The organism is Pseudomaricurvus sp. ABR4_320, assembly GCF_056159445.1.
The window spans coordinates 1-13175 of record NZ_JBSWVF010000018.1 but is presented as its reverse complement, the minus strand read 5'-3'; the positions used below and the strand labels follow the sequence as shown (position 1 = coordinate 13175).

The window sequence follows — 13175 nt, the reverse complement described above, 5'->3', positions numbered from 1 at the left end:
GGTATGAGCGTTGATGCTCACCGAGAGCTTAGAGAGAACCCGAGGTAGAAAGCGTTGCGGAATGCGTTGTATTTGCGAGGTCTTTCGTTGAAATTCATACCCATGAGGAAATAACTGACAAATGCGCAGCGCCCTTGCCCACATAATGATTTTTTGCTGGGAGTCAAGGTGATATTACATTGTTTCGTCAGGCCACTAACACTACCATTATATAATGTTCTCAATGGCGTCTACGTCGTCTGCGGTTGGCACCGTTCGCATGGTTACGGTATCACTGGGCCCCGGCGCGAGTTCTTGTGTTGAGATATCGTCATAATATCCGTGAGCGCTCCGCTTGCGGAAATTTAACTATTCACGCTTTGCGACGACAGAATTGTTGCTATGGACATTTGCATAACCACATTAGGTGAATTTTCCGTTCGTCGTGATGGTGAACCGGTTAAGCTGCCCGCTTCGAAGAGAACACGGGCTCTGCTGGCGTTTCTAGCGCTCACTGGCCGTCCTCACCGGAGAGACCGGTTGTGCGAAATCTTTTGGGAAATTCCCGACGATCCACGCGCGGCTCTTCGATGGTCGCTGACAAAAATTCGCCCGCTGGTGAATGATGACGAGTGCCAGCGATTGTGTGCAGATCGCGAACGAGTTTCTCTGCTCACGACAGATGTCGATATTGACGTCAGTAGGCTGGCACAACGGATCGAGTTCCCCGGTGTGACTGTCGACGAGCTGATAAAACTCGCATCCGGATTTAGCGAGCCTCTGCTGGCTGGGTTGGATCTACCCAGTCAGGATGCTTATCAACAGTGGCTGGAGGCGGAGCGACTGGCCATGGATCGATTGCGAGGCAAGGTTTTTCAACGCTTGGCGTCGCACTCAGATTTGTCGCTGGACGAGCAGCTGCCTTATTTGCAGTCGTGGAGTGAGCTGGAGCCTTTCAATCCTAAGATTGCAACTCAACTGATCACTCATCTGGAGCGCCTGGGGCGTACCCTCGACGTCTCACAGTTGACCGTGAATTATGTTTCCCGTTTTCGCAATGCAGGCATTGACTGGTCTCCGGATGCGCGAACGCCGATCGGCGAGGATGATAAGCCCCAGCGTAAAAAGATGGATGGTCGAGAACTCTTATCTCGCCAGAAAATCCAGTTTTGCACGTCATCAGATGGCGTGCATTTAGCGTACGCCTCTGTCGGCAAGGGGATGCCTATCGTAAAGGCCGCCAACTGGCTGTCGCATTTGGAGCACGATTGGGAGGCACCGATTTGGAGTCCGCTTTATCGCGAGCTCGCAAAAAACCATCACTTCATTCGCTATGACGAGCGAGGGAATGGGTTATCCGATTGGGATATTAGTGATATCTCATTTCAGTCCTTCGTCGAAGATCTTGAAGCCGTTGTCGACGCTGCCGGTTTAGAACGTTTTGCCTTGATGGGGATTTCCCAGGGGGCTTCCGTCTCTATTGAATATGCCGTGCGTCACCCGGAGCGGGTCACGCACTTGATATTGTTTGGTGGTTACGCAACAGGCTGGCGTCATCTCGCCGATGAAAGTTTGGCTCGGGAGCGAGAGGCGATTATGACGTTAACGGCATCTGGGTGGGGGCAGGACAATCCGGCATATCGACAAATTTTTTCATCAACGTTTATGCCCAGTGCGAGCCCAGATGTGTTGGCATGGTTTAATGAATTTCAGCGGTTGACGACGTCACCTGAAAATGCTGTTCGATTTATGAATGTGTTTGCGGATATCGACGTACGTGAACGGCTCGCGGAAGTTTCGGTTCCAACTTTGGTTATGCACTCTCAGGGGGATCAGCGTGTTCCTGTTGATATCGGGCGCAAGCTCGCTGCGTCCATAAATGGCGCAGAATTTATCGGGTTAGAAAGTGATGGACATTTACTCCTCGGTGACGAGCCCGCGTCGGAGGTGTTTGTTCATTCCGTCAATCAGTTTTTGATGGAAAATCCATCAATTACGCGTTATAGCTTGCGGAGTTCCCCCTATATCGCTCAAGGTCTTCGATAGGTAATTACTATTTTGCTGGAAGTCTTTGTCTGTTCGGCAGCATGATGTCGCTATGCCTTGCTGTGGCTGGGTTTCAGGCTGTTGCATTGATAGGGCACTGCATTTTCTATTAAAAATGATCCGTTTCATTGGGATGATTGCCTACTTTCGTAGCATAAAAATGAGTCCTATTGCTGAGTTTTCGGCGGAAACTTTTTCAAGTATCCCGTTGTAATAACTTATGTGCACGACTTTATAAAAACATTGACCATTGGAAACTGCTATGAAAGCTGCTGTCGTTAATTCTTTTAAAAGCGCCCTCGAAATTAAAGACGTGCCTCGTCCTGAGGTAAAAGCGAAAGATATTTTAGTGAAGATTCACGCCTGCGGTGTTTGCCACACCGACCTGCATGCCTGTCATGGAGACTGGCCGGTCCAGCCGAAAATGCCACTGATTCCCGGTCACGAAGGCGTGGGGGAAGTCGTAGAAGTGGGCAGTGAGGTGTCGCATTTGAGCGTGGGTGACCGGGTGGGTGTGCCATGGCTTTACAGCGCGTGCGGTCAGTGTGATTACTGTTTGGAAGGTCGGGAAACCCTGTGCCTTGATCAGCATAATGCGGGTTATTCCGTAGATGGAGGCTATGCAGAATACTGTTTGGCACACGGTGATTATGTGGTCAAAATCCCGGAAGAGCTCAATTATGTTGAGGCTGCGCCGCTCTTTTGCGCCGGTGTCACGACCTATAAAGCGCTGAAAGTGACGGATGTAAAGCCCGGTCAATGGGTTGCCGTTATCGGTGTTGGTGGTTTGGGCCATTTGGCTGTGCAGTATGCTGTCGCTATGGGGATGAACGTTATCGCTGTCGATGGTGGGGATGCAAAAATGGCGCTGGCCAAAGAATTGGGGGCGCGTCATTGCATCGATTTCACTAAAGTGTCTCCTTCTGCAAAAATTGCTGAGCTCACCAACGGCGGTGTACACGGTGTCGTATGCACAGCGGTTTCCAAGCCAGCCTTTGCGGAGGCCTACAAATCCATTCGCCGTGGTGGCGCATGTGTCTTGGTTGGACTGCCTCCGGAAGAAATGCCTATCCCAATCTTTGATACTGTCTTGAATGGCGTAAAAATTATTGGTTCTATTGTTGGCACGCGTAAGGACCTGAAAGAGTGTCTGCAGTTCGCCGCCGATGGCAAAGTGAAAGCGACCATCGCAACCAAAAAGTTAGAAGACATCAACGAGATTTTTGCCGATATGGAAAAGGGCGAGATCACAGGTCGGATCGTAATGGAAATTGGTTGATCCAGACCTAGTCAATTCCGTTCAGGCTATTTGACATGCGAGCTTCCGCTGTGGGCGGAAGACTTGCAATCGGTCAATCCAAAAAGCGTGGTTGTACGTATTTTAACCACGGCGAATTATCTGGATTTGATCGAGGTGTCCATTGGCCTTAACCATTTTCTATGACAGTCAATGTCCGCTCTGTGACATTGAGATGACGGCGCTCAAAGCAAGAGACGTTAACCATCACTTATGTCTTGAGGATATATGGCAAGACGACTTTTCTGAGCGTTTCCCAGCGATTAATGTAGCAGAGGCTAATCGGGTTCTGCATGCCTTGGATGATAATGGGCAATTGTTGTTGGGGCTTGATGTGACGGCTGAGGCTTGGGCGCAGGTTGGCGTTACGCGGTATCGATTGTTGCGTTGGCCAGTCATCAAACCTGTTGCAGATTTCTGTTATCGGCGTTTTGCGAATCACCGTTACGGACTGTCCAAGTTACTGACGGGCAAAGCGCGTCTGTGCTCCGATGGTGTCTGTACGAAAAAGTGATCGTAACCTGTGGCGAAAAGCTGTTTGTTGTGACGATCTTATCTCAAAAGTGCTTGGTTGTGTCTGAGGTTTAGGAATCGCTATTGAGAGTGAACCAGCTGGTTCACTCTCTCTTTAAAGGGTTATTCCTGCGGCTTGGCAATGACCATTTCGATTTCGATCAGCATTCCTGGGCCTCCAGCCAAACCAGCAATCTGGATGGCAGAACGTGCCGGTAGATTAGGCTGTTCTTTGGTGCCGAAATATTTGGTATAGGCTCTCATGAAACCGTCGAAATCCATCTCACCATCCATCTCTGGATCGCCAACCATAAAGACGGTCATCTTGACGACGTCGCCAAAATCTACACCCAGGTCTTTAAAGGATGATTCAAACTTCTTAAAGACACTCATCGCTTGGGTTTCGGTGTCACCATAATATTCTCTGCTGCCTTCTTCCGCTTCTTCATTTTCTGCTGAAGGAACCTGGCCACTGTGGTAGATCAACTGAGTATCAGGGCTTACTTCAACGGCTCTAGCAATAGGGAAGGTGCTGTTATTGGGAAGAGGGTGGCGGATGACTTCTGCAGAGGCTTGTGCCGCAACGGTTGCTACGGCGAGCGACGCCAACACTTTTTTCATAGGTTCTTTTCCTTCTGTTGCACTTGCGAGTTGTATTTGAGATATGTAGGCAACGACTTGGTCAATTTGTTCGTCGGTGAGGGATTGCGCTGCCGCTTTCATGGATGCGGCGTAAATATCTGCACCCTTGGCACCACGTTTACCATCGCGATAATACGCGAGTTGGCGTGCAAGATACCAGTCACTTTGAACCAGCAACGAGGGAGCGCCCAGTTGCTCATTACCTTTGCCGTCCTCACCGTGACAGGCAGCGCAAGGGGTATAGACATCTTTACCTGCCGCCGAGAGATCTGCGCTATAGGTTGAGCGTACTTCTGATTCACTATTGGCAATCAGCTCCAGGGCATCTTTAACCAGTTCCGGTGATAGATGTTCCACCGCACCGCGCATCTCGTTACCACTGATATCGCTGGTTTCGTAACCACGCAGTCCTTTTTGAAAGTTTTCCAGCTGGCGCTTCGCATACCAGGGATTCAAGCCACTCAAACGTGGTGCTCCGGTGCTGGGATTGCCTTTCAAGTTGGTGCCGTGACAAACGGTACAGTATTCAACATCTTTAATGTTGGTATTAACTTCTGCTGCGCTGGCGGTCAGGGAGATGAAACCAGACAAAACCAGGAATTTTGAGATTCTTGCAAACTTCATTGGGGGCCTCCTGTTAAGCCTTTAGCACCATGTCATTGAACACACCTAAAGCGTGTTCCGCAGAGGCGAAGGCGCCTTCCTGCCAGCCAGGATGGTGACTGATCTGATCGCCGATCATAAAGTGACGACCCTCTGCAGCCTGCAAAGTGGCAAAGTTCCCATCCCAGACGTCTTCTGGCATATGAGAGCCGCAGCCCATCATGTGATTCATGCGTGTCCAGGGAACACTGGCGAAAGCTTCAATGTTGCTGGTGTAACCGGGGTGGATCAGTTCGCCGCAGCGAGCAGCTTCGTCGGCACGTTCTTGCAGGCTCATTTGCGCAACCCGTTCGTTGGTTGCGTCATCCCACGAGTAGGCTCCCAACATGACACCTTTCTTGGCGTAGATATCGTGGGAGGGATACCAGAGTTGTCCGGCAGACTGGTCGGTGAAGCTGATACCGCCATAAATATCGTCGTCTTCCCAGAAGCGAGTCTTCATTTGGAAAGCGATTTTATAGAGGTTGCCGCGCTGCAAACTTTCGAGCGCTTTCATATACGGAGCAGAGAAGTTGTTATCAATGCCTGGGAGGAAGTGGGCCGGAATGTTGTTAAAGCAGTAGTCGGCTTTGATGGATTCCATTTTGCCTTTATTGCTGTACTGGATATCGACGCCATCATCGTTCAGTGCAATAGATGCAACCTGGGCGTGTAAGATAATCTTCGCATCAACATTGCGTTTAAAGCCTTCGACCACTTGGTCCATGCCGCCGATGGGCTCCATCAACGGTGAATCCCAATCGTAATCTTCAGGAGTCAGCGCTGCGATCATGCCGACCTGGCTTTGCATGATATCTTTAAACTTGAGAGGGTCTTTGACCAGGATATGCTCAAGCATACGGTCCTTTTTAGAACCTGCGCGCTCAGATCCAACATACTTACCTTCGTTTAGGTCGCCATAAAAGCTGCTGAACGCGATGAGCTTTTCCAAGTCTTCTTTGGAAAATTCTTCTGAGTAGGCGTCTTTATTGATAGCTTTATTGACTAACTCTGCCATAAAGCCACGGCTATCTGTGATGTACTCACCAATGCGTACCGGCTTGCCACCAAAGTGCTTGCTGTCATAGATATAGGCAAGGCGATTGCTGTTGGCCTTGATGTGTAAGGGAACTGAAAACTTCTTGCAGTAAGTCAACAGGCGGCGATGGTGTCCGGGGATACGTGCAGGACCGGCGTTGAAATACAGGTTGGGCTCATCGTCAAACTGGCAGATGTTGGGGTTGCCTAGTTCGTCGATTAAATCGCCGTGACGCAGGGTTAGGTTTCTTCCTCCAACCCGGTGAGAGGCTTCCAATATCGTGCACTGATAGCCGGCTTGTTGTAAGTGATAGGCAACACTTAGGCCAGCCAGGCCTCCACCTAAAATAACGACCTTGTTCTTGCCATCCCCTGCTGGACGCAAGTTTATAGTCTTTGGGTCACCGGTGTCTGCGACTAAACCCAATGCTCTACTAGAGGCATACATGGCAGCTGCGCCACCCGTGGCGGCTATTATGTCTAGGAACTGTCTGCGCGAAAGGCCGGACATTAACATCTCCCTCAACTGAATGATTATCTTCGTGTGAAACTGATTATGAGTTCCAGGCGCTTGGCCGAAAGCAATTCCTACGCCAACAACCCGATTGGCGTCACATTGGGTCTCTGGTTTGGGGGCCAGCCTACATTTAACCTGTTTAAGGATGGCCGAGCCGTTTAAAAAAACGATTTTTTTAAAGTAATTTTTTGAGGCTACGTTATCGAGAACGATTATTAACGAGCAAAAGAATTTGCACCATTGAGGTTCATGATTTTGGTGGTTGCTCGAAAATGCGCCCTAAGTGAATATTTTTTTGAGCCTGGTGATCTAAACCCAGTTGTTATACGCTCGCCGAAGATTAAAAACTATACTTATTTTCAGGATTGGTCAGGTTTTGGTTGGGGTGATTGATCCAATCAATAAATATTTTTGGTGCGGGTGTTAAAAAATGGTGCGGCCCGATATTGCTGGCTGTAATTTGGGACTATAACTGCACTGAATTTATTGCCGTAGTGAATCTATTTCTTGTTAATAAACGAATGGCTTTCGTTTGATAAAAAGCAAATATCCAATATCGGAAAAAATATTTGAGTTGGTTGGCTGCAACTTCGTCTGAGTCGTTTAAGGTCTTGATTGCCCTCGGTATCGGCGCACTGCTTGGTTCTAGCAGAACTGCAAATGCTTGCAATTCCATGCGCATTTTTAAATGAAATTAACAGCATCTAACTATTTTTTTGTCAAGATTCAAGTTGCTAGTCGTTTAAATTGCCTCCTACTTTAGTCTATTTTTTGTGGTTGCTTTTCAAGCGCCCTAAATGACCGTCACGACGCCACTCGCTGTATTTCGTTTTAACATTGTCCTGTCTAGTTCCTTTTTTGCAGCGCCTTTTGTCTATTTATTACCACAACGCTTTTTTTAATTTAGCTGTGAACGTTTACTGTCGAAAGCATGGCGTTTCAGTTGTGGTGCGTTTTAAGTGTTATGGATTTCCAAGTTGCACCATTTTAGAGTTTTAGGTTGTGGCGTGGTGCATTTTTGTGCGCAGCTCTAATTTGCATTGTCGTCCAGCATCAGAGGATGCCTCAAATTATTTTATAAATCATTGGGAATCAGTTTTCGTTCGGCAAATATGTACTCTTTTCTTGAGCAAAAAGTACTTATTTTTTTGTGGCATGTAAGTTGCTGTCGACTGCTCGCTTATCATAAATCATTCGAGCCGAGTTTCAGTGGTGAGTGATACACATTAAAGACTCTACTTAATAGAGCCACCATGAAAAGCAGTTTGAGAAGTATCTGTGCTAATTTGAGGAAGTCAGCATGAAAAACAGTTTAAAAACATTCTGCTCTGTATCTGTGCTCTTAAGCGCCTGTCCTGGCGCTTGGGCACAGGAAGAAGAGCCTGTTATGGAAATGGATGAAGTGGTCGTAACGGGTACTCGTGGGCAGCCCAGAACAGTTTCAGATTCCCCTGTTCCGGTCGATGTTTTTAATGCAGACGCTATTGAAGCCGTCTCCTTTACAGACACCAACGACGTATTGAAGACGCTTGTTCCTTCTTATAATGTCGGTCGCGCACCCATTTCTGATGGTGGTACTTTTATCCGTACAGCTGAGCTGCGGGGAATGCCCACCGATAAAACATTGGTTCTGGTGAATTCTAAACGTCGTCATCGTGCGGCCTTGGTTGAAATTGGCGGTTCAGGAACTCAAGGCCCAGATGTTTCAACTATTCCAAGTTCAGCCCTTAAAAATGTAGAAGTTTTACGTGACGGTGCTGCGGCCCAGTACGGTTCCGATGCGATTGCTGGCGTAATTAACTTTATCCTTAAAGATAATTCTGAAGGCGGCAGCCTCTCTATCAATACCGGCGAGTACGTTGAGGGCGACGGTTTTCAAACGACGGTTACTGGTAATATCGGTTTCCCGATGGGTGACAATGGCTTTTTCAGTTTGTCTGGTGAATATTCTAAGGCTGATTTTACTGATCGTTCAGAACAGTATTGTGAAGACTGGTGGTGTGTTGAAGATCAGACCGACCCAACCTATTTGGCTGCTGTTGGCAGCGCCTCTTTAGAAAGTGACCACGTACAGCCATGGGGTCAGCCTAACAGCGAAGCGGTTCGCTTGTTCTACAACAGTGGTTATCAGATTTCTGATTCCCTCGAGTTTTACTCCTACGGTAACTATTCCGAGAGTGAGGCAGATGGGGGCTTCTACTATCGTTATCCTGGCAACGGAACTATCGAAGATCTGCGAGAAGAAGATGGTTCTATTTATTCTCCTCTAGAGAAATTTCCTGGTGGTTTTACACCACGTTTCTTCGGAGAGATTACGGATTATTCTTTCTTGGCTGGATTGAAAGGGGATATTGGCGGTAGCATCTTTTGGGATGTGAGTGGACGTTACGGCTACAACGAAATTTCTTACACCTTGAAAAATACCATTAACCCATCTATGGGCGCTGATTCTCCAACTTCCTTTAAGCCGGGAGATCTGAGCAACGAAGAGATTCAAATCCAGGCGGATTTCTCCCAGGATCTAGACTTTGGTCTGGCTAACCCAGTGCTCTTTGCCTACGGTGTTAGCTATATGGAAGAAACCTATGAGCTGACTCAAGGTGATGCTGCTTCCTATGAAGCGGGTGATTACTCGGTTTCGGATCCATACGGTTTCTGTAGTGGCACAACTGCGACCGCTGCCGGACTCGCTGTCATCGCCAATGGCTCGACCTTGGACTGTGCGAATCCTGATGATCCTGTCTACACTGTTGTCGGTGTTGGCTCCAACGGTTTCCCTGGCTATTCTCCTGAATATTCCGGTGAATACTCGCGGGACTCTTACGGCGCTTACGTTGATTTTAGTACCGACATCACAGATGACTTGTTCTTACAATTTGCTGCTCGCTATGAAGATTACTCAGATTTCGGCGATGAGCTAGTTGGTAAGGCTGCATTTAAATATACTTTGACCGATAGCCTGAATCTTCGAGGTTCTATTGGTACCGGTTTCCGTGCTCCGACTCCTGGTCAACAAGGTACCACCAACGTTTCAACACGTTTGCCTAATGGTCTTCCGGTCGCAACTGGCCTTTTTCCAGCGTCCAGTGCTGTTGCGCAAGCTTTGGGAGCTGAGGATCTTGCGCCAGAAACTTCAACAAACTACTCCTTGGGTCTCTCCATGGAGTTTGACAAACTCAGCATGACGTTGGACTTCTATCGTATTGCTATCGAAGATCGAACCTATGCGGTTTCTACATTGGATGTTTCATCAGATCCTACATCGGGTGATGACTACGCCAATTATCTTGCTCTGGTAAACGCAGGGGTCGTGGGTGCTGAATCTATCGGCGGTGTCTTCTATTTTGCTAACGCTTTCGATTCCATCACCACCGGGATGGATTTGGTTGCTACTTATCCTGTGACTTGGCCTAACGATTCTGAAACCTTAGTGACGGCATCATTGAACTACAACAAGTCTGAGTTGGATTCTGATGTTACTGGAATTTTGGACGACGAGGATGCCTTCGATTTTGAAAACATGAGTCCGGATTGGCGCGGAATCATTACCGCAGTCCATGATTTTGGACCTGTTTCGGTAACTGCACGTGCCAATATCTGGGGTGCTTTCGAAAACGGTAATTTAACAGATGTTGAAATTAATGGAGAAACTGTCGAGGTACTGGAAAAGCAAAAATATGATCCAACTGTGACTTTCGACTTGGAAGCTACTTACCGCTTCACAGATTCCCTTTCTGCGAAAATCGGTGGTCGCAATATTTTTGACGAATATCCTGACAAAGACGAACTCGGTGATGAGTGCTGTGGTGCACTTTACCTCTCTGATTTGGATGTCGACTGGCAGGGTGGCTATTATTACTTAGGGTTGAACTACAACTTCTAAGCAAATCGTTTTACGCATTGTGCAGGCTCGCAAGAGCCTGCTTTTTTATACCCTTCTTATTTCCTTCCCCACGTTTTTTTGCGTTCAGAACTCTCTCCCCAAAAGCTTCAATCACCTGCGCTTGTTTTCAGGTATCTGTATATCAATCTGGTATTACTGTTGCTTTACTGGGTGACTTCACTTCCATTAATTGGATACTCTCGCAGGCGCTTTCTCATGCCAGTGTCCTGTAATCGTCAACGCGAGCAGTCCTGCTACCAGGCCCCAAAATGCGGCGCCAATACTGAACAGTGTGACGCCCGAGCCTGTAATGAGAAAGGTGATGAGCGCGGCTTCTCTTTCGCTCGTGGTTTCCAGTGCTTTATGTAAACTGGTGCCGATGGTAGGAAGTAGGGCGAGGCCAGCGATACCGATGACCAATGCTGGGGGCAAGGCATCAAACAAGGTGCCGATTGATCCGCCGAAAAAGCCTGCGATCAAATAAAATCCACCTGCACAAATGGCGGCGGGATATCGTTTCGCTGGGTCTGGATGGACATCTGAGCCCATACAAATCGCAGCGGTAATCGCAGCAATGCAAACGGTAAAAGCGCCAAAGGGAGCCAATATGAGTGCGACGAGCCCGGTCCATATCATCAATGGGGAAATCGGGGCCTTGTAACCGGCGGCCCTAAGCGTCGCCACTCCGGGTGCATTTTGCGATGCCATGGTGACTACAAACAAGGGCAATCCTACGCCGATGAGGCTGGCTATAGAAAAGCTCGGCCAAATCGGTGCGGGAACCGTGACAGACCATTGAGTGTTCGTAAAATGCGTTTGGCCGCTGCTTACTGCTATTGTTAGGCCGACGATCAGCACCAACAAAATGGTATAGCGAGGCAGCCAGCGCTTGGTGAGCAGGTAGGTCATCAGCATCGACAGTACCAGTGCGAGATCCTTTTCCAGGCCTGCAAATGCCTCCAGGCCGAATCGAAGCAGAACGCCGGCCAGCATCGCTGAGGCGAGCGATTGCGGAATCAGCTGCATCAGGCGGGCAAACCAGCCGGTCACGCCACAGATAACGATCAGCAGGGAGCAAAACATAAACACGCCGATGGCTTCGTTGAGCGAAACACCGGGCAGGCTGACAGCGAGCAGGGCTGCTCCCGGTGTAGACCAGGCGGTGAGAATGGGCTGGCGGTAACGCAGTGATAAGCCGATGGTTGTCACACCCATGGCCAAACCCAGGGCGGCCAACCAACCTCCGATTTGAGCTGGCGTCGCACCTGCGGCGGCAGCTGCCTGAAAGACAATCACCGCTGAACTGGTATAGCCGACCAGTACCGCAACGAAGCCTGCGGATAGGTGAGAGGCGCTGAGTGTTTTCCAGAAGGGAGGTGAAGATGTCATGGTAGACCAGTCAAGATAGGGGGTGGTATTGTGCGTTATAACGTACAATGCAAAAAACAGCAATGTGCGTTATGACGCACGCGTGTGTTCATTACTATTTCGTGCAACATTCAATTGGCTGAGGAGTGCTCGCCAGAATGACAGAAAGCATGGTGTCGATTGGTCGGCACTTAAAGCGAATCCGTGGCGAGCGAAGGCTTAGTCTGGATAAAACCGCTCAGATGACGGGAGTGAGTAAAGCCATGCTTGGTCAAATCGAGCGGGGCGAGTCAACGCCGACGGTTGCCACTCTGTGGAAAATTGCCAGTGGATTGCAGGCGCCGCTGTCGCACTTTCTATTGCCAACCTGCAGTGAATCTTTGCCGATAGCGGCAGTTCAACACAGTGACAGTGTTGGTATGGCGATCCAGACGTTATTTGCGTTCGATCCTGCGTTAGGTTTTGAGATGTATTCGATTGAGCTTGCTCCCAAGGGCATCAGCGAATCCACGCCCCATGCGACAGGTGTGGTTGAGCATGTCGTCGTGATCGAGGGTGAATTAGAACTTTTTGTCGATGGCAAATGGCATAAGCTAACAGCCGGCGCCGCTATGCGATTTCCAGCAGACCAGCCGCACGCCTACCGAAATCAGAGCAAGCGAGTCGTGCGCTTCCACGACTTAATCCACTATCCGATGTAGGCAGATCGTGTCTAGCAAGAATATCTTGTGTTAAGCCGATCAAGAAAAAATGTGAATTTATGATGGTCCGAGAGATCGACTATTGAACTCTGTGGGGTTGTAATTGGATCGAGGTGGGCTGGTTACCAACCAATGACAATTCCCCGAGATAGCGGCGATCCCCCGTTACCGTAAATTCAAATTCATACACTCTCTGCCAGCTTAGGTAGCCCCGGGTATGGCGCTTTGGCCGCATTTTGATCAACGAGACTGTCTCGTCCAGCAGTTGAACCTGTAGGCTCTCGCAGCGTTGCTTTGCCAGTTCCATGGCTCTTTCCCGCGCGCCGACGTTTTGCCACAGCGTCCAGGCGACAAAGGCGAAAATGAAAAACAGAATGACTTGAGCGAGCGTGTAGATGGTGGAAAACCTCTTCTTATCGGGGAGCTGCGTGCAGATTGTTAAGTAAATTGAGGAAGGGAGCAACTCTAGTGTGAGGCTCTTTAAGATTTCAATTATTCCGAAAGAATAAGAAAGGCGTCAAATATTGCGCTTGCTACTGTTTATAAGAG

9 protein-coding genes are annotated in these 13175 nt (G+C 48.8%); 5 read left to right on the top strand and 4 right to left on the bottom strand.

The genetic code is table 11. From position 1 onward, the window contains the following. The first annotated feature begins 381 nt into the window (after positions 1 to 381). The 3 genes from ACXAFR_RS23085 (at position 382) to ACXAFR_RS23075 (ending at position 3836) form a co-directional block, all read left to right on the top strand. Positions 382 to 2025, top strand: a complete 1644-nt coding sequence (locus ACXAFR_RS23085) for a bifunctional AfsR/SARP family transcriptional regulator/alpha/beta hydrolase (RefSeq protein WP_475181494.1) — start codon at positions 382 to 384, stop codon at positions 2023 to 2025. A 262-nt stretch (positions 2026 to 2287) separates the two neighbouring features. Beyond that, positions 2288 to 3304, top strand: a complete 1017-nt coding sequence (gene adhP / locus ACXAFR_RS23080; RefSeq protein WP_475181492.1) for an alcohol dehydrogenase AdhP — start codon at positions 2288 to 2290, stop codon at positions 3302 to 3304. A 142-nt stretch (positions 3305 to 3446) separates the two neighbouring features. After that, positions 3447 to 3836 carry a thiol-disulfide oxidoreductase DCC family protein gene (locus ACXAFR_RS23075; protein ID WP_475181489.1) on the top strand — a complete coding sequence of 130 codons (390 nt, stop codon included), beginning with the start codon at positions 3447 to 3449 and terminating at the stop codon, positions 3834 to 3836. A 122-nt stretch (positions 3837 to 3958) separates the two neighbouring features. Here the strand turns inward: ACXAFR_RS23075 and ACXAFR_RS23070 are convergent, their stop codons facing one another. Both ACXAFR_RS23070 and ACXAFR_RS23065 read right to left on the bottom strand, forming a co-directional pair. After that, complete coding sequence (locus ACXAFR_RS23070; protein ID WP_475181487.1) at positions 3959 to 5101, bottom strand: c-type cytochrome; 1143 nt, start codon at positions 5099 to 5101, stop codon at positions 3959 to 3961. Between the two features lie 13 nt (positions 5102 to 5114). Beyond that, positions 5115 to 6668 (bottom strand): flavin monoamine oxidase family protein, encoded by a 1554-nt coding sequence (locus tag ACXAFR_RS23065; RefSeq protein ID WP_475181484.1) that lies wholly within the window; start codon positions 6666 to 6668, stop codon positions 5115 to 5117. 1306 nt (positions 6669 to 7974) lie between these two features. Between ACXAFR_RS23065 and ACXAFR_RS23060 the strand changes: the two genes are divergently transcribed. Continuing rightward, entirely contained in the window at positions 7975 to 10557 is a 2583-nt protein-coding gene (locus ACXAFR_RS23060) for a TonB-dependent receptor plug domain-containing protein (protein WP_475181482.1), read from the top strand. Positions 10558 to 10743: 186 nt separating this feature from the next. Here ACXAFR_RS23060 and ACXAFR_RS23055 read toward each other — a convergent pair whose 3' ends face one another. After that, the gene (locus ACXAFR_RS23055) at positions 10744 to 11946 is read right to left on the bottom strand and encodes a benzoate/H(+) symporter BenE family transporter (protein WP_475181479.1); all 1203 of its coding nucleotides are present in this window, start codon (positions 11944 to 11946) and stop codon (positions 10744 to 10746) included. Between the two features lie 137 nt (positions 11947 to 12083). Here ACXAFR_RS23055 and ACXAFR_RS23050 point away from each other — a divergent pair, with 137 nt between their 5' ends. Then, complete coding sequence (locus tag ACXAFR_RS23050; RefSeq protein ID WP_475181477.1) at positions 12084 to 12626, top strand: helix-turn-helix domain-containing protein; 543 nt, start codon at positions 12084 to 12086, stop codon at positions 12624 to 12626. Between the two features lie 79 nt (positions 12627 to 12705). On the opposite strand, the gene ACXAFR_RS23045 is transcribed toward ACXAFR_RS23050, so the two are convergent. Then, positions 12706 to 13089, bottom strand: coding sequence for a DUF3301 domain-containing protein (locus ACXAFR_RS23045; protein WP_475181476.1), 384 nt, complete (start codon positions 13087 to 13089; stop codon positions 12706 to 12708). Positions 13090 to 13175: the final 86 nt, after the last annotated feature.